This window comes from Pseudanabaena mucicola FACHB-723 (assembly GCF_014696385.1).
In the GTDB taxonomy this organism is placed as follows: Bacteria; Cyanobacteriota; Cyanobacteriia; order Pseudanabaenales; family Pseudanabaenaceae; genus Pseudanabaena.
Window position 1 is genome coordinate 42,955 of the sequence record NZ_JACJQB010000001.1, and the last position, 17,129, is coordinate 60,083.

Below are 17,129 nucleotides of genomic sequence, written 5' to 3' on the forward strand. Positions count from 1 at the left end.
ATTTAATCTCTATTAGCAAAAAAGCAGCAAAAAACTTATGACTAGCCTCAAAAACGCCCTTGAGGAAATCGTTGTCTTAGAGGTGCAGGATCAAATTAAAAAACTTAAACAACCTATAAGCCAAGAGATTAGTGTAAGCGAAGTAGCTGCTTTTGCTCTAAATCGCTTACCCACATTGTATGCAAGCACTAGTAGAGGTTGGCTGCAACAACGGAAAAGAGCGCATAATGAATTTAAACATCAGATTGTTAGCGCAGTGCAACAGGGATTGTTAGGTGTAAGGCGTGATCCTTTACGACAATCAACACAAATTGCTTCTGAAAAAATTGAAACGCCTGCCCATATTTTAGTCAAACTTCAAAAACTATTTAATAAGCCATCCTTGTTGTGGAATTCTGTACCCCAAGCTTTTCAAGAAGCACTCGGTTCAGTGGTTAGCAAGCCAGATTTAGCTAGCGTCAGTATTACCGACCGTCAACGATTAAGGGATATCAAAGGATATTTACAACGTAAGGGCAGCATCTCCCATACCGCCCAGCAGCCCAAAGATGATTATCGAGATTGGCAAACCGCAACAAATAGTCAATTACCCGATCCTGAGCTTAATTCCTATTTGATTTCAGCCTCTTACTTTTTGGTGAATGTCTTAGAAAGCTTGGTAACTCAAGAAGTTCCTAATCAATTGAATCACATGGAGAACGTCTTACCCCGCAAGGTCAGTATTGACGATGTTTCTGCCCATGCATTGAATCGTCTACCTGCTATGTATGCTACCAGTGAGCAGGGTGTAATCTGGCAAACCCAAAAGGCTAAAGAACGTCTATCTACGCAAATTGAATCAACAGTTATTCAATCTTTGATGACTTTGAGCAAAACTCCCCGTCGCCCTACCGATCCCATACCCCTGCTAAAGTATGAGCAAGAGTGCGAACAAGCCATTGAACAGCTAAGGCAAATATTTCAAAGAGGTGATATCACATGGCGTAATGTCGCTACCTTAGTAGAATCTGCCCTTGAATATGAAAAACAAGGTTTCACTTCTTGGCGGCAACAGTGGCGGATGCTGGGACAAATCTACAGTGAAATGTACTTAAAATCGGGAGATGCCGAACTCTCTTTGGTGGAGTCTGAAAGTGGCGAGGTTTTAGTAGTTAAAACCCATACCAAAGAAGCCTTTGGCTGGTTGGCTGATAATCCTAAAAATCTGGGAATTAGTACCTTGCGACTATTTCCCGCAGTTGCTGAAATAGCTCTCTATGCCTCCTTCTTAGATTTTCCGATTACTTACACCCGTGAAGAGATGGCAATTGATGGAATTATTTAAATAGCTAGAAGCTGCATGTTAAGTACATAGGAATTTTTGAAAACGCCGATTCTCGGCGTTTTCAAAAATTCCTACGGGTTTTAGTTCAGCGCAAAGCGCTGTAAAGCTGTAAAGTAAAGCCAGATCTCAGAATTTGTGTGTATGGCTTTTCAACGTGCTAGCGGAATTTTACTGCATCCTACATCTTTGCCCAGCAAATTTGGAATTGGTGATTTAGGAGAAGCAGCCTATCAGTTTATTGAATTCTTATCGCGTAGTGGTCAAAAACTATGGCAAGTGCTTCCCCTTGGCCCCACGGGTTACGGCAATTCTCCATATATGAGCTACAGTGCGATCGCAGGTAACCCTTACTTAATTAGTCCTGAACTTTTAGCAAAGCAACATTTGCTAAAAGAAGAGGATTGGGAAGATATGCCTGAGTTTGCTCAAGACCGTGTTGACTTTGATGCCGTAATGCCATACAAACGCAAATTGCTAGAGCTTGCCTTTGAGCGTTTCCAGCAAGGCTATGTCGATCAAGATCTCCAGCATCACCATGATCTTTATTTGATTCAAGAACAGTTCAAAAAATTTTGCTACGAAGAATCTGACTGGCTCGAAGACTATGTGTTGTTTATGTCCTTGCATGAGCAAGATCCTGAAATCACATGGAATAATTGGGAACCTGCGATCGCAAAACGTGAGCCGCAGGCAATGCAACAAAAGCGGGAAGAGTTGCAAGATCAGATTCAGTTTCACCGATTTGTCCAGTTCATATTTTTTGATCAATGGCTGAAACTCAAACAATATGCCAATATGCGAAACATTCAAATTATTGGTGATATTCCGATTTATGTATCTCACAATAGCGCCGATGTTTGGGCAAATCCCGAAAACTTTGCCCTTGATCCTGATACCTACGAAGTCTCACAAATGGCAGGAGTACCACCTGACTATTTCAGTGCCACAGGTCAACTCTGGGGAAATCCTGTCTATAACTGGGATTATCTGCAAGAGACGCATTTTGCATGGTGGATCGATCGCTTCCGCTTTTTAAACCGCTACGTTGATATTATTCGCATTGATCACTTCCGAGGTTTTGAGGCATTTTGGCAAGTCCCCGCAGGTGAAGAAACGGCGATTAAAGGCGAATGGGAAACTGCTCCCGGAACAGAACTATTTACCAAGCTCAATGAGGTCATGGGTGAGTTACCAATTCTTGCCGAAGACCTCGGTGTAATTACTCCTGAAGTTGATAAATTGCGCGATGACTTTGGATTTCCGGGAATGCGGGTACTCATGTTTGCCTTTGGCGGCGGCTCGGACAACTTTCATTTGCCACACAACTATGTCCGCAATAGTGCTGTGTATACAGGAACTCATGATAACGACACGGCCGTGGGTTGGTGGCAAAGGGCAAGCAAGTACGAAAAGGATTTGTTTTACAGATATATTGTCGGCTTTGCCGCAGGTGAGCCGATTAATTGGGTACTCATCAAGATGGCAATGGCGGCAGTCTCGGTAATTGCGATCGTACCTTTACAGGATGTGCTGGGCTTGGACAACAGTGCGCGGATGAATACTCCCGGCACAGCGACGGGTAACTGGGGCTGGCGTTATAGCGATCCTGACTTGCTCAGTCAAGAGCTTAGCGAACGACTCCTCGAAGTTACCCAACTTTATAGCCGATAAAAAATAAAAGGGTTCGCTAGGCGAACCCTTTTATTTTAGTCTTAAGCAACTTGACACAAAATTTGGTATGAGAATATATATCTACTATTAATAAATTTCACAAACGATTCCCATAAAGTCGTTCTGACCAAAAAAAATGTCTTCCCTCGCTTTTGAAGCCTTAATCATCATTTTGCTAATTATTGCCAATGGTGTTTTTTCGATGTCCGAGCTAGCGATCGTATCTGCTCGTAGAGTGCGCCTAGAGCAATGGGCAAAGGAAGGAAATGCAAAAGCCAGAGCAGCTTTAAGGCTGATTGCTTCACCCAATAATTTTTTGTCAACCGTCCAAATTGGGATTACCTTAATCGGGATTTTAAGCGGTGCATTAGGTGGCGCAACTGTAGCTAATACCCTTGAGAAATCTATCAATACCGTCGAGATTCTCCAACCTTATAGTGAAACCCTGAGTTTTACGATCGTTGTCGGTATCATTACTTATCTATCTTTGGTAGTTGGTGAACTTGTACCCAAGCGTCTTGCGATGAGCAATGCCGAGAGAATTGCCTGTGCAGTTGCGCCACCAATGCGTTTTTTGTCCAACATTGGTACACCTGTGGTCTACCTACTCAGTGCTTCTACTGAAGCACTACTTAGCCTATTAGGAATTCAAGCCAATGAAGAAGCGCAAGTTACTGAAGAAGAAATTAAGGTAATGATCGCTCAAGGCGCTGAGTCAGGTATGTTTGAGGAGGCTGAGCATGACATGGTGGAGCGAGTATTTCGGTTAGGTGATCGCCCCATTAAATCCCTAATGACTCCACGCACTGAAATTGACTGGCTCGATGTTGATGCCCCTTTTGAAGAAACCCAACGTGAAGTATTGGAAAGTGGACATTCGCGTTTTCCTGTCGCAAGAGAAAATCTTGATGACTGTGTGGGCATTGTGGAAATTAGAGAATTTCTGAATGCAAGTTTACATGGTGAGCCAATTGATTTGGTGAAAGTAAGTAGCCCACCGCTATACGTTGCAGAGACTGCCAGTGCGTTGAGTGTTTTGGAGCAGTTCAAACAATCAGGCGATCGTGTGGCGATGGTTACCGATGAATATGGTGGCGTTGAAGGACTTGTTACGCTTACTGATTTGTTGGAGGCGATTGTGGGTGATTTGCCATCAAGCGATCGCCAAGGTGATCCTGACGCGATGCAGCGCGAAGATGGTTCTTGGCTGATCGATGGCATGGTCTCTAGCGATCGCCTCAAGGAGATTCTGGAAGTTGAAGAACTACCCTACGAAAAAGATCATAATTATCATACCCTTGGCGGTTTGATGATGACTTATCTCCGTCATATCCCGATGGTGGGTGAGCATTTCACATGGGAAAGGTTGCGCTTTGAAGTCGTGGATATGGATGGCAATCGTGTGGATAAAGTTCTAGTAAACTTATCCCCCCCTGCCTTACCGATTGACGAAGATCCGAAGAATAGTCCCAAACGTTCATAAACTTTAAAAATAGGGAGGCGCATTGCGCCTCCCTATTTTCGATGGATTTTGAAGATAAAGTATTGTATTGTTCTTATACGGTATTCCCACAAGAATATCGTAGATTGCTCTTTGAGAAATACCAAGCTTATGAGTTCAGGGAAACATTTTTTTGATGGTTGGATGGTCACTGCGATCGCAAAGTTAGCCAATCACATGCATAGTTTATGTAATTACCGATGGAAAAAAAGTTTTATCGCTTTTTTTCTAATTGGCGCATTAACTAGTATGACGATGGCGGCTTGTGGTATTGATAATCCATCATCAGAACAAAAAAAAGATGTTCAATTAACCCTTGTCTCCTTTGCGGTTACTAAGCAAGCTTATAAAGAAATCATTCCTAAATTTGTGGAAAAATGGCAAAAGGAACATAATCAGAAAGTTACATTTGGACAAAGCTATGGTGGTTCTGGAGCGCAGACCCGTGCTGTCATTGATGGACTGGATGCAGATATTGTTCATCTTGCGTTAGAGGGAGATACCAGCAAAATTGAACAGGCAGGTTTGATCAATCAAGGATGGGAAGAAAAGTTGCCAAACCAATCGATTGTTTCTCAGTCAGTTCCTGTGCTTGTAGTACGCGAAGGTAATCCCAAAAATATTCAAGACTATGCTGACCTAAAGAAAGAGGGAATTAGATTAATTACGGCTGATCCCAAAACCTCTGGTGTTGCTAAATGGAATTTCCTTGCAATCTGGAACGCACTAATTAAAAAAAGTGATAATGACACGCAACTTTTTAACGACTTGATCAAGGTATACGCTAATGTGCCAATTTTAGCTAGGGATGCGCGGGAAGCTACTGACGCTTTTTTTAAACAGAGACAGGGAGATGTATTAATCAACTATGAGAATGAAATTATCCTTGCTTCCCAAAAAGGACAAAAGGTAAATTACGTGATTCCGCCCGTCAATGTTTCCATTGATAATCCGATCGCAGTGGTGGATAAAAATATTGACAAGCATGGTAATCGTGAAGTTGCAGAGGCCTTTGTCAAGTACCTCTTTACCCCTGAAGCCCAAACAGAATTTGCCAAGGTTGGCTTTCGTCCTGTTGAGGCAACTGTTGCCAAAGAGAAACAATTTGTTGACCTTTATCCACCTGTTAAGGATCTTGCAACTGTAAAGGATTTGGGCGGTTGGGATGCCATTAACAAAAAATTCTTCGCTGATGGCGCAGCTTTTGACCAAATTCAAGCCAAGATGAAACGTTAGATCTAATTCTAGACCGATAGTAAAAATCCCCATAATGCGATCGCAAATGCAACCATTTTTGAAAATGCTTTCCAAGATTCATTGGACATGGATTATCACCTTTGTTTACCTAACCTTTTTGCTGATTTTGCCAATCATTGCCCTAGTCACCAAAGCAGCTAGCGAACCCTTTGAGAGTTTCTGGAAAACAGCCACTAGTCCACTGGCGGTCTCTAGCTATGAAATTACCTTTGTGACTGCCTTTGCCTCGGCCGCAGTCAATGGCGTATTCGGAACTTTGATCGCTTGGGTATTAGTCCGCTATGACTTTTTTGGCAAACGCTTTCTAGAGGGTGTCGTCGATTTACCATTCGCTCTCCCGACAGCCGTCGCAGGGCTTACCCTCGCCACGGTCTACAGCGAAAATGGTTGGATCGGTTCCCTATTAGCACCCTTTGGCATACAAGTTGCCTTTAGTCGCCTTGGGGTCTGGACAGCTATGGTGTTTATTTCCTTACCCTTTGTCGTTAGAAGCGTACAACCTGTTCTCACGGAATTAGAGAAAGAAATCGAAGAAGCCGCTTGGTCTTTGGGTGCAACTAACTGGCAGACATTTACGCAAGTGATTTTGCCACCGTTAGCACCATCAATTTTGACTGGTGTTGCCCTTGGGTTTTCCCGAGCCGTCGGTGAATATGGCTCAACGGTCATCATTGCCTCCAACACTCCCTTTAAAGATCTAATCACGCCAATTTTGATCTTTCAGCGGTTAGAGCAGTATGACTATGTGGGTGCAACCGTGATTGGTTCAGTGATGTTACTCATTTCTCTGGTCAGCTTACTGGCGATTAACCTATTACAAGCATGGGGTAAACGCTATGTCTAAGGCTGTAATCCAAAATCAAGATTTCCCTGCACCCGCCCAGATTAACCGTAAAAAAAGTTGGATTCCTGCGGCTTTAATTACAATCTCATTTGTTTATCTAGCGCTAGTTCTCTTGATTCCTGCAATCAATGTTTTTTACCAAGCCTTTAGCAAAGGACTTGCACCGCTGCTTAACACTTTGACCCGTCCCGATTTCTTAAATGCGGTCAAACTCACAGTTCTTCTCGCCGTCATCTCTTTGCCGCTCAATACAATTTTTGGTCTCAGTGCGGCTTGGGCAATTGCTCGTCATCGTTTCCCCGGACGTGCCTTGTTACTCAGCATTATTGACTTGCCCTTCTCGATTTCGCCTGTGGTCGCGGGTTTGATGATTGTCTTGCTATACGGTCGCATTGGTTGGTTTGGTTCATGGCTAGAGACAAATAACATCAAAATCGTATTTGCCTTCCCTGCGATGCTCCTTGCCACGATCTTTGTGAGTATGCCTTTCATTGCCCGTGAGGTGATTCCTGTCCTAGAAGAAATGGGAAATGAGCAGGAGGAAGCAGCTCGTACCCTTGGCGCAAATGACTTTCAAATCTTTTGGCATGTGGTGATTCCCAACATTCGTTGGGGCTTACTTTACGGGTTGGTACTGACCAATGCGAGGGCTATGGGTGAATTTGGTGCGGTATCGGTGGTGTCGGGAAATATCATTGCCCAGACCCAAAGTTTGCCACTATTTGTTGAAGAAGCTTATAAACAATACGAAACTGAAGCGGCTTATTCGGCGGCGGTTCTATTAGCACTGCTAGCAGTTGTCACTCTTATTCTCAAAGAGATTTTGGAACGTAGAACCCACAATTCCAACTCGCGTAGTTAATTAATAAGGAGGTTTACAAATACCTGTTGATACTCGTCCCATAACTAAAGATATCAAGCTGCGTATTCCTGAAGAATTGCATAATGAGCCTGTGATTTCCAATCTAATTGCGCGATATGGATTAGTTGTGAATATTGTCTCAGCAACCTTGGGGATAAATGCTGGTAGTGGATGGTTTCATCTGAGTCTTATTGGTAATGCTGCCCAACTTCAAACTGCGCTCGCGTATCTCAACGATCTTGATATCGAAATTTGGGAAGATCATCCTGACTCAAACACCGCGTTTTAAATCAGAGGTTTTGCCACTTTGTAGATGGTGGCAAAACCTCTGATTTTGGATATGAGCTAATTGCAAGATTTGAAATTTTAGTTTGCAACTAATTACACTATATTGCTATAATCATTCTCCGTTCGGCGGCATAGCCAAGTGGTAAGGCAGGGGTCTGCAAAACCCTCACCCCCAGTTCGAATCTGGGTGCCGCCTTTAACGACAAAAAAGAGTTCTCGCTGTGCGAGAACTCTTTTTTATTACCATGCTGTATCTTCAGCAATTTGCTTGCCCTCAGTCTGCAAATATTCTAAAAAAGCCTGAGCAACTACTGACAGTTGCTTACCAGCTAAATGGATGACATACCAATGACAAGGAATGGGGAAATTTTCCACATCCAAAATTGCAATTTGTCCCGAAGCCCCCTCTAAGGCGATCGTATGTCGCGACAAAACTGAGATTCCTAAACCACCTGCGATCGCCTGTTTAATTGCTTCATTACTAGATAGCTCAATCTTCACATTGGGCGTAATATTATGCTCGTCAAATAGCTTCTGCACATAGCCTCTAGTCCCTGAGCCTGACTCTCTAGTGATAAATGGCTGATCAGCGAGTTTTTGAATCGGAATATTTTTCTCATGTACTAGGGGATGATCATGATTTGCCAATACCACCAGAGGATTTGCCAAAAACGGGTGGGACTTAACATCAGGTTCATCGGGTACTTTACTGAGGATGTATAGATCATCTTTATTCTCAGATAGTCTTTCTAAAACGCCGCTATGATTAGTCACCTTCAAAGATATTTCGACACCTGGATATCTTTGGCAAAATGGCCCCAATAAACGGGGAATTACATATTTTGCCGTTGTTACCACGGTTATTTTTAAATATCCCTGCTTCAGACCTTTCATGTCTGCAACACTCATCTCAAACTTAGATATTCGACCAAAAATTTCTTGACAGGTAGCAAATAATTCTCGCCCAGCCTGTGTTAAAAATAGTTTTTTCCCCACCTGCTCAAACAATGGCATTCCAATAGCCTTGGTCAAATGCTTAATTTGCATTGAAACAGTGGGTTGGGTCAGGAATAATTCCTCAGCCGCACGGGTGTAGCTACCATGGCGGGCTGCCACTTCAAATACCTGTAACTGGTGCAGAGTGATATGACTAGCTAATTGCGAATCTGATAAGCGATAAACCATAGGAATGACAAGACCATAGATTAGATTCTATGATTTTATCACTACTGACTATATTTATTCTATGCATTTAATCTATAATCTTTTCTATCGCAATCTTCAGTCTAGATCGAAAAACATCTATGTATAGCAAAACAAAACCCAAGAGGATAAATGACCGCACTCCGCGACGACATCTATCCTCTTGGGTTGCAAGCTGTATTGTTTCTGTCTGGTACTGACGATCGCAAAATTTAAGGTAATTATGTGGTGTGTATAAGTCATGGGTTTGAGGCAAAAATTTAAGGGCGCAATGCGGCAAATTGCGATCGCAAGCAAAGATGATAGCTTTCTCAGCGCAATTTCCAAAGTTGAGAATATTGTCTCTAAGGTGATGGCAATTGCCTTGGTACTGATCATCTTCGTTGCCTTATTTGATTTGCTGCGTGTATTGATTGTGGATCTGTTTATCAATGAGCCAAAGGGATTTTTGAGTGTACCGTTGCTAAAAATATTTGGCATGTTTCTCAATGTGCTGATTGCCCTTGAACTTATGGAAAATGTTACGGCTTATTTAAAGCAGCACACAATTCAATTAGAGCTAGTCGTTGTCACGGCGTTGACAGCAGTGGCGCGTAAGATTGTCATCTTTGACTCTAAAGCCGATGGAGATTTAGTAGGACTTGCGGTCGCTGTGCTATCACTTTCGATTAGTTATTGGATTGTGCGGAGTCAAAACAAACTGCACAAGCATTAGCAAATGGTCTGACCAAATGGTCGGTGCGAAGAGATACCTACATAGATTTTTGAGCTAAAATTATGTTAAGAATTTAGTTTGTATATCAAAACTTTACCTACATACCTATATGACACAATCATTAAGCAATTTTCTACTCAGCCTTGTTGCAGGTGGTGTAGTTCTTGGTTTGATCTTCGCCGCAGTGTTGATCGTTAGCCAAAAGGATCGCGTCATTCGTCGTGGTTAATTTTCAGCAAATTAGCTAAGTAAAGACAAGCAAAATAAAAGCTCCGCTAGACGGAGCTTTTATTTTGCTTGTCTTTAGACAAATGTAGGCTAGGCAAAGCCCCATATTGCTATACTGATTGACAAAACTGATGGACAAAAATTGTCTGTCTTTAAACACCAAATTGCTTATATATTTGGTAATCGCAGCAAAAATGCAGGTATTTAGGAGAAATATAGAGCCATGATCAACATCGGTGGCAACCCGCTAATGATTCTTTTGGCAATTGTTGCCGCGTTAGGAGGTGTGGGTTTATATTTTGTACGCAACTTTCGTCCTGAATTAGCCCGCGACCACGACATCTTTTTTTCTGCGATCGCCCTAGTCTATGGCATCATCCTGCTGGCCTTTAATTTTCGGATGGAAATTACCACACAGCTAGCACAGGTGCTAGTCGTCGGTTTTGCAGGTTGGTTTGCCGTCGAGTCGCTAGTCTTGCGTCAAGCTCTCGCCAATCAAGCGCGTCGATCCCCCTCTAGTCCGCTCGTTGATGATGAAGAACCGATTGGCTCTGACTACCGTGTAGAAATTGATCCCACTCGTGAAATTGCCCCTCGCCGCGATCGCGATCCTTCCCGTCGGATGCGTGGCTCCCTTGCCAATAGCGAAGAAGCCAGTGAACTCCGTGGTGATACCGCCGACTCCCGCCGCTCTTCTCGTCGCCCCAAGCGTGGCAGCGATGATGTAAGTAATAATGACTCAATCATTGATATTGACGAAAATGATATTCGTCCCGTCAATCCCAAACGTCGCCCCAAACCTAGCAATCCCAATTCTAATGGCGACAATATGAGTAGCGATCGTCCTAAAAATCGTCGTAATCCATCAGACTCAGATAGTCTCAACGATGATGCTGGTAGAAGTACAGCTGCATCTGGGCGCAGACGCAGACCCTCTAGCCGTCCTGCCACATATCCCAACTCCGACATGCCAGAATCAGATGAATTTTAGATTTTTAGACTAGCAATATTTGCTAGAGTTAAGTCATTGTCATCTTTACATGCCTAGTTCAAGTAAATTTGAACTAGATCATTTTCTACTCTTTAATAATTACTAGACCTCATGTAAACAAAGAGTCTTCGTAGGGCAAGGACATACTAAACTGTCAATAAGCCTACAACTTGATTTGATCAACCATTACTTGGGCTTTCGATCAACCGTGAGTTATTGCGTTAATCCGAACTGTACTAATCCGAACAACGAACCATTTGCCATCACCTGTGCGGCTTGTGGTTCTAATTTAAAGCTGCGAAATCGTTATCGTGCGGCACGTCCTCTCGGTAAGGGTGGTTTTGGCGCAACATTTCTGGCTGCCGATGAAGGTCTGCCGGGGTTTCCCTCCTGCGTTGTGAAGCAGTTACGCCCTAATACGCAATCCGCAAGTGTCCTCAAAATGGCAAGGGAACTATTTGAGCGTGAGGCTTCTACCCTTGGCAAAATTGGAAGTCATCCGCAAATTCCACGATTGCTAGATTATTTTGAAGAAGATGGAAATTTTTACCTAGTTCAAGAATTTGTTGATGGTGAAACGCTTAAACAGGAATATGAGCGGCGCGGCGTATTTAACGAGATTGAAATTCGCAAAATCCTTTCAGAGATTTTCCCTGTGTTGGGGTTTATGCATGAGAACGGCGTGATTCACCGTGACATTAAGCCTGCGAATATCATGCGGCGTAAGCAAGATGGGCAACTGGTATTAATTGATTTTGGGGCAGTTTCTAGTCAAATGAATAAGCCATCGGCGGATGAAGATCCGAGTGGCTTGCTCACTAATTTTGCGATCGGTACACCAGGGTTTGCTCCCCCTGAGCAAATGGCAATGCGACCTGTCTATGCCAGTGATCTCTATGCAACGGCGATGAGTTGCTTATATCTAATGACAGGTAGATCGCCAAAGGATTTACCCCATGACCCCTATACGGGTGAAATTAATTGGAAATCGCAGGTCAAACTCAGCGACCGCTTGCGAGTAGTATTTGAGAAACTACTTCAGCAAGCAGTATCCCAGCGTTTTCGTTCGGCAGAAGAAGCTTTACGAGCTTTGGAATCGGGTGGCATTCCTGAAGAGCAGCCCAAGTCGGCAATGACACCGCCTGCTAACTATGCGCCCAATATTGTCTCTAGCGCACAAACTCCTAACTCCCGCATTCAGTCACAACAGCGCTATGGGGGTAGTCAGGGGACACAGTTTGATAGTGGCATGATGAACACCCGTGCGGGAAATAGTCGCGTCGGTGGCACTGGCGAACTGAAAGGTGGCCGCAGGGTGATTGTTGAATACAATCAGGGTAAGCGTAATTTTGCTAATCAAGATTATTCCAAGGCGGCCTTTGGTAGCGCCACTTTGTCTGGAATTGTGATGAGTCGCTCTAAGCTCGTTGAGGCAGATTTTTGCAATAGTGATTTGACAGGAGCGAGCTTTCAGGGTGCAAATTTATCGCAAGCGAAAATGAATGCGGCAAATTTGCGGGATGCCAAAATGCAGCGTTCGGTGTTGATCAAAGCAGATCTTGGTGGTGCTTCGATGATATTTGCTGATTTACGGGAAGCCAATTTGCAATCCGCCTACATGAGTAAAACTGACTTGTCAGGGGCAAACTTGAGTGGTGCAAACTTAAAGGGTGCTTATCTCAATCAAGCAAATTTGAATGGGACAAATCTCTGCGGTGCAGATTTGAAGGGTGCGAGGATTTCTGATGAGCAGTTAGCCCAAGCAAAAACCAATTGGGGTACGATTCGTCCCGATGGTAGCAAGCGTTTATTTTAATTTTTGACTGGATTTTTTTGACTGAATTTAAGGACATTAATTTGTGAGACTGCCTGATCATCAACTGCTGACAATATTTACTGACTCATTAGGGGCTGATCGGGTGTTTGGCTTTGAGCAGATTGCCCCAAATTTACGCGAGCGCATTATTCATAGCCTCACTCCCGATTGTCTCGCCCCAGCCTGTGTAATCTATCCCCAAACGATCGCAGAATTGTCTCAAACGATCGCAATTACCTATGAGTATCGTTTGCGGGTGTTACCCTTTGGCAACTCGACTAAATTGGATTGGGGCGGTTTGGTGAGTCGTGCCGATGTAGTGATCAGTACCTCGCGATTGAATCAAGTAATTGAGCATTGTGTGGGAGATCTGACGGTTACGGTGGAGGCGGGTGTCAACTATCATCACTTGCAAACAGTCCTAGCCAAACAAGGTCAATTTTTAGCCGTCGATCCGCCCTATGGGGCAAGTGCAACCATTGGCGGTATTTTGGCGACGGCAAGCGCAGGTTCATGGCGACATCGCTACAACAGTGTGCGCGATATGTGTTTGGGGATTGAGTTTGTCCGTGCCGATGGTGCGGTGGTCAAGGCGGGTGGGCGCGTAGTCAAAAATGTGGCTGGCTACGACCTGATGAAATTACTTACAGGTTCTTACGGTACTTTGGGAATTGCCTCGAAGATTACGTTTCGGCTGTATCCTTTGCCTGAATACAGTCAGATCGTGGTGGTAACAGGTGCGGCGGATGCGATCGCAAAAGCACAGCAAACTATTAGTACCTCGGTGCTGACACCGACAGCTTGTGATTTGTTGTCGGCATCTGTGATCGCAAATCTTGGTTTAGGGCAAGGTACGGGCTTAGTGCTGCAATTTGCGAGCCTCAAGGCGAGTGTGATCGAGCAGTGCGATCGCGTCATCAATCTTGCCAAGGAATTAAATTTAGAAGTCCAAGTCCTTGAGGATACTCACAAATTTTGGCAATTGCTAGAGATGTTGATCTGGCAAGAGCAAATTCGCCATTTGCCGAAACCTAATGAAAACAATCATGCTGTGGTTTGTAAGCTGGGTGTACTGCCCTTTACCGCAGTGACGTTACTAACTGAATGCGAACAAATTTTTGAGCAGCAATCCTATTATTTGCAGATTCATGCGGGTAGTGGCTTGGGAGTTTTGCGAATAGAAAATGGTCAAGATTTAACTGCGATCGCCAAACAAATTGCTCAGGTAAGAAGTATTGCCGAATCCCATAGTGGTTTTCTAAGCATTCTTGAAGCGCCCCATGAATTGAAATTTAACGCCAACGTTTGGGGCTATACAGGCAATGCTAGTGATCTGATGGGCAAGATTCGCCAACAGTTTGATTCGAGTAGCTTACTCAGTCCAGACCGTATGTTTTCATAATCTTTTTATAGTCTTTTTGATATTTTTCGTGATCAACTTTTAGCTAATAAGTACCTTAACTATGCAAGTTTCCGAGCAAATTTCCGATCAACCAAATTTCGATCAAAATTTCGATCAAATCCTATCAACAGTAACTTTTGACAGCAAAAATCCACCTAATCCTGAATTAATCGATGCCTGTGTGCATTGTGGGTTTTGCCTGTCAACCTGCCCTAGCTATCGGGTTATTGGTAAAGAAACTGATTCGCCAAGAGGTCGCATCTACTTGATGGATGGCATTAATGAGGGCGACATTCCGCTATCGCCTGCGATCGCAGGGCATTTTGATTCTTGCTTAGGGTGTTTAGCCTGCGTGACCACTTGCCCATCAGGAGTACAGTATGACCAATTGATTGAGGCAACTCGCGCTCAGGTCGAGCGTAACCATTTGCGATCGCTACCTGAAAAACTATTGCGGCAATTTATCTTCTCAACTTTTCCCTATCCCAATCGTCTGCGCGTCCTGCTTGCGCCCCTTTTGGTTTATCAGAAACTAGGCTTGCAGAAATTATTGCGATCGACGGGTTGGCTAGAGCAGTTTTTGCCTAAACAAATCAAAGCCATGGAATCGGTATTACCGACCTTAACCACTCAAGCTTTTCAGGATACTCTTCCTGAATTGATCGCAGCCAAAGGTGAACGGCGCTATCGGGTCGGGATGTTATTAGGCTGTGTGCAGCGCGTATTTTTGCCAGAGGTAAATAATGCGACGGTGCGGGTATTGACTGCCAATGGTTGTGAAGTGGTTGTTCCCAAATTGCAAGGATGTTGTGGCGCATTGTCCCATCACCAAGGTCAGGAAGCGCAAACCCTAGAACTGGCTAAGCAAACTATTGATGCTTTTGCGGACTTAAATCTTGATGCCGTGGTGATTAATGCTTCGGGTTGTGGACATACGCTCAAGGAATATGGTCATATTCTCAAAGATGATCCGCACTATGCCGAGAAAGCCAAGTTATTTTCGGCAAAAGTGAAGGATGTCCAAGAGTTTCTCGATAAGGTGGGATTAACGGCGAAGATGTCGCCTTTGCAAGAGCAACCATTGACGATCGCTTATCAAGATGCTTGTCATATGCTGCATGGACAGAAAATCAGCCTCGAACCAAGGCGTTTACTACGTCAAATTCCCAATGTGCAACTTCGCGAATCCGTGGATGCTTCGCTCTGTTGTGGCAGTGCGGGCATCTACAATATTTTGCAACCCGAAGTCGGGCATGAACTGGGTGAGCAGAAAGTGACCAACCTCACCGATACAGGCGCTCAGTTGATTGCTTCGGCAAATGTTGGCTGTATTACCCAAATTCGTAAGCATTTGCAGTTGCAGGGTCACAAGACGCTATTAATGCACCCCATGGAAATATTAGATTATTCAATTCGCGGTCAAAAGCTTGAATGATCCAAAGAATCTCGCAACCTGTTACGGATTTCTTGCCGCAATAATTTGCCTGAAGCGGTTTTCGGTAAAGACTTCCAGACACTAACTAGCTTAGGTAATTTGTATCTGGCTAAGGACTTTTGTTCGCAAAAAGTTCTCACGGCAGCTAGCGATAAATCCTCTGAGGACACAATTACTGCCGCTACACTTTCACCCCAATCGCGATCGCAAATTCCCACCACACAAGCCTCACTAATTGCAGGATGGGACAACAAAATCGTTTCGATTTCGTGGGGATAAATATTCTCGCCGCCACTAATAATCAAGTCATTACGGCGGCTGACCACATAGAGATATCCCTCCGCATCCAGATAGCCAAGATCGCCTGTATATAGCCAACCATCTTGGATTGCGTCAGGCTGACGATGATTAAGATAGCCTGACATCACACTCGCACCTTGGACAAGAATTTGTCCGATTTTACCTTGGGACATTTCCTGCTGCGGATTATCAATATCGACAATGCGAATCCGATTGCCCAACAGTGGCAAGCCTGATGAGCCAAGCTTAGTCGCAACTTGATCGGGCGAAAGTGTCGTTATTTGGGAAGCAGTTTCGGTCATGCCATAGGTGGGCATAATTGGTAAATTTAACTGCTGACAACGCTCTATCAGTTCATCACTTACAGGCGCACCACCTAATAAAATGGCTCGTAATTGCTGAAGATTTTGCCATTGATCATGTTGCAATAATCTGATCAGCATTGTGGGGACTAGCGAGATGATCGTAACTCTACATTCTGCGATCGCATCCAAAACCATCTGCTCATCAAACCTTGGTAATAGCGTCAAGGTCGTCCCATTAATCACACTTCGCCACGCAATTGCCAGCCCCCCAACATGAAACAACGGCATACATAGCAACCAATTATCAGATGGCTCAATTCCTAAATGCAGAGCCGATGCGATCGCACTATGAAAGTGATTGCCATAGGTTAAGGGAACTCCCTTCGGCTTACCCGTTGTCCCCGATGTATAGAAAATCCCCTGCACATCAGCTAAGTTGATATCTTGAGGAAATTCCCTCGCCGAAAGCGAGGGAATTTCCTCGCACTTCACTGTAAAAGTTAGCGTTTGGTCAACTTCTACAATTTGCACTTGATTCTTTGTGGTTTGATCTTGCTGAAAACCCGACGCGATCACATTTGTGACTTGATCGCACAGTAAGTATTTTGCTTGACTATCTTCTATTTGCCAACTTAACTCCGCAGCAGTGAGGCGAATATTCAGAAAAATAGCAACCGCCCCACACTTATTCAGGGCATGAACCAGCATGATATATCGCGGATGGTTATTGAGCAGCAAGCCAACTCGATCGCCTGAGCCAATCCCCTGCGATCGCAAAAATGCCACCCATTGATCGACCTCTTGATTTAGCTCCGAGTATGTCCAAGATTTATTGCAATCTGATTTAAATATAATTGCGATCGCATCTTTTTTCTGGACAGCCCGTTGTGATAACCAATTGGGAAATTTCATAATTACCGCGATATGATAGGTAGCGTGGCAAGTTTAAAACCCACATTAACTATCATAAAATTTTATGGAGTAATG

The 17,129-nt window shown here is 44.0% G+C and carries 15 protein-coding genes and 1 tRNA gene; 14 read left to right on the top strand and 2 right to left on the bottom strand.

The features are described from left to right. Nucleotides 1-37 precede the first annotated feature (37 nt). From H6F41_RS00145 to H6F41_RS00180, 8 genes are all read left to right on the top strand, one after another. Nucleotides 38-1,324, top strand: a complete 1,287-nt coding sequence (locus H6F41_RS00145) for a late competence development ComFB family protein (RefSeq protein WP_190401451.1) — start codon at nucleotides 38-40, stop codon at nucleotides 1,322-1,324. 141 nt (nucleotides 1,325-1,465) lie between these two features. Next, nucleotides 1,466-2,995 carry a 4-alpha-glucanotransferase gene (gene malQ / locus H6F41_RS00150; RefSeq protein WP_190401452.1) on the top strand — a complete coding sequence of 510 codons (1,530 nt, stop codon included), beginning with the start codon at nucleotides 1,466-1,468 and terminating at the stop codon, nucleotides 2,993-2,995. 136 nt (nucleotides 2,996-3,131) lie between these two features. Then, nucleotides 3,132-4,478 (top strand): hemolysin family protein, encoded by a 1,347-nt coding sequence (locus H6F41_RS00155; RefSeq protein WP_190401453.1) that lies wholly within the window; start codon nucleotides 3,132-3,134, stop codon nucleotides 4,476-4,478. A gap of 195 nt (nucleotides 4,479-4,673) precedes the next feature. After that, entirely contained in the window at nucleotides 4,674-5,732 is a 1,059-nt protein-coding gene (locus H6F41_RS00160) for a sulfate ABC transporter substrate-binding protein (protein ID WP_190401692.1), read from the top strand. A 46-nt stretch (nucleotides 5,733-5,778) separates the two neighbouring features. Then, nucleotides 5,779-6,597, top strand: a complete 819-nt coding sequence (cysT, locus tag H6F41_RS00165) for a sulfate ABC transporter permease subunit CysT (RefSeq protein WP_242022851.1) — start codon at nucleotides 5,779-5,781, stop codon at nucleotides 6,595-6,597. Beyond that, complete coding sequence (cysW, locus tag H6F41_RS00170; protein WP_190401455.1) at nucleotides 6,590-7,459, top strand: sulfate ABC transporter permease subunit CysW; 870 nt, start codon at nucleotides 6,590-6,592, stop codon at nucleotides 7,457-7,459. The genes cysT and cysW overlap by 8 nt, the downstream gene beginning before the upstream one ends. 64 nt (nucleotides 7,460-7,523) lie before the next feature. After that, a complete protein-coding gene (locus tag H6F41_RS00175) occupies nucleotides 7,524-7,748 on the top strand; it encodes an NIL domain-containing protein (RefSeq protein WP_322095858.1) in 225 nt (74 codons plus the stop codon). Between the two features lie 124 nt (nucleotides 7,749-7,872). Continuing rightward, nucleotides 7,873-7,943, top strand: a tRNA-Cys gene (locus tag H6F41_RS00180). Between the two features lie 44 nt (nucleotides 7,944-7,987). On the opposite strand, the gene H6F41_RS00185 is transcribed toward H6F41_RS00180, so the two are convergent. Beyond that, nucleotides 7,988-8,932: a LysR family transcriptional regulator gene (locus H6F41_RS00185; protein ID WP_190401456.1), complete on the bottom strand. Its 945-nt coding sequence runs from the start codon at nucleotides 8,930-8,932 to the stop codon at nucleotides 7,988-7,990. A 259-nt stretch (nucleotides 8,933-9,191) separates the two neighbouring features. Here H6F41_RS00185 and H6F41_RS00190 point away from each other — a divergent pair, with 259 nt between their 5' ends. The 6 genes from H6F41_RS00190 (at nucleotide 9,192) to glcF (ending at nucleotide 15,537) form a co-directional block, all read left to right on the top strand. Continuing rightward, entirely contained in the window at nucleotides 9,192-9,665 is a 474-nt protein-coding gene (locus tag H6F41_RS00190) for a phosphate-starvation-inducible PsiE family protein (RefSeq protein WP_242022853.1), read from the top strand. Nucleotides 9,666-9,774: 109 nt separating this feature from the next. Continuing rightward, nucleotides 9,775-9,894, top strand: a complete 120-nt coding sequence (locus H6F41_RS00195) for a photosystem II reaction center X protein (protein ID WP_190401457.1) — start codon at nucleotides 9,775-9,777, stop codon at nucleotides 9,892-9,894. A 222-nt stretch (nucleotides 9,895-10,116) separates the two neighbouring features. After that, nucleotides 10,117-10,884: a Ycf66 family protein gene (locus H6F41_RS00200; RefSeq protein WP_190401458.1), complete on the top strand. Its 768-nt coding sequence runs from the start codon at nucleotides 10,117-10,119 to the stop codon at nucleotides 10,882-10,884. A gap of 208 nt (nucleotides 10,885-11,092) precedes the next feature. Next, entirely contained in the window at nucleotides 11,093-12,700 is a 1,608-nt protein-coding gene (locus H6F41_RS00205) for a serine/threonine-protein kinase (RefSeq protein WP_190401459.1), read from the top strand. Nucleotides 12,701-12,743: 43 nt separating this feature from the next. Beyond that, nucleotides 12,744-14,102 (top strand): FAD-binding oxidoreductase, encoded by a 1,359-nt coding sequence (locus H6F41_RS00210; RefSeq protein WP_322095852.1) that lies wholly within the window; start codon nucleotides 12,744-12,746, stop codon nucleotides 14,100-14,102. Nucleotides 14,103-14,163: 61 nt separating this feature from the next. Next, entirely contained in the window at nucleotides 14,164-15,537 is a 1,374-nt protein-coding gene (glcF, locus tag H6F41_RS00215) for a glycolate oxidase subunit GlcF (protein WP_190401460.1), read from the top strand. Here glcF and menE read toward each other — a convergent pair. Beyond that, complete coding sequence (gene menE / locus H6F41_RS00220) at nucleotides 15,522-17,054, bottom strand: o-succinylbenzoate--CoA ligase (protein WP_190401461.1); 1,533 nt, start codon at nucleotides 17,052-17,054, stop codon at nucleotides 15,522-15,524. The genes glcF and menE overlap by 16 nt on opposite strands. Nucleotides 17,055-17,129: the final 75 nt, after the last annotated feature.

Excerpts from the sequence above, each read along its gene's own strand:
- H6F41_RS00145 (WP_190401451.1), top strand. The coding sequence starts at position 38 with ATGACTAGCCTCAAAAACGCCCTTGAGGAAATCGTTGTCTTAGAGGTG.
- malQ (WP_190401452.1), top strand. The coding sequence starts at position 1,466 with ATGGCTTTTCAACGTGCTAGCGGAATTTTACTGCATCCTACATCTTTG.
- H6F41_RS00155 (WP_190401453.1), top strand. The coding sequence starts at position 3,132 with ATGTCTTCCCTCGCTTTTGAAGCCTTAATCATCATTTTGCTAATTATT.
- H6F41_RS00160 (WP_190401692.1), top strand. The coding sequence starts at position 4,674 with ATGCATAGTTTATGTAATTACCGATGGAAAAAAAGTTTTATCGCTTTT.
- cysT (WP_242022851.1), top strand. The coding sequence starts at position 5,779 with ATGCAACCATTTTTGAAAATGCTTTCCAAGATTCATTGGACATGGATT.
- cysW (WP_190401455.1), top strand. The coding sequence starts at position 6,590 with ATGTCTAAGGCTGTAATCCAAAATCAAGATTTCCCTGCACCCGCCCAG.
- H6F41_RS00185 (WP_190401456.1), bottom strand. The coding sequence starts at position 8,932 with ATGGTTTATCGCTTATCAGATTCGCAATTAGCTAGTCATATCACTCTG.
- H6F41_RS00190 (WP_242022853.1), top strand. The coding sequence starts at position 9,192 with ATGGGTTTGAGGCAAAAATTTAAGGGCGCAATGCGGCAAATTGCGATC.
- H6F41_RS00195 (WP_190401457.1), top strand. The coding sequence starts at position 9,775 with ATGACACAATCATTAAGCAATTTTCTACTCAGCCTTGTTGCAGGTGGT.
- H6F41_RS00200 (WP_190401458.1), top strand. The coding sequence starts at position 10,117 with ATGATCAACATCGGTGGCAACCCGCTAATGATTCTTTTGGCAATTGTT.
- glcF (WP_190401460.1), top strand. The coding sequence starts at position 14,164 with ATGCAAGTTTCCGAGCAAATTTCCGATCAACCAAATTTCGATCAAAAT.
- menE (WP_190401461.1), bottom strand. The coding sequence starts at position 17,054 with ATGAAATTTCCCAATTGGTTATCACAACGGGCTGTCCAGAAAAAAGAT.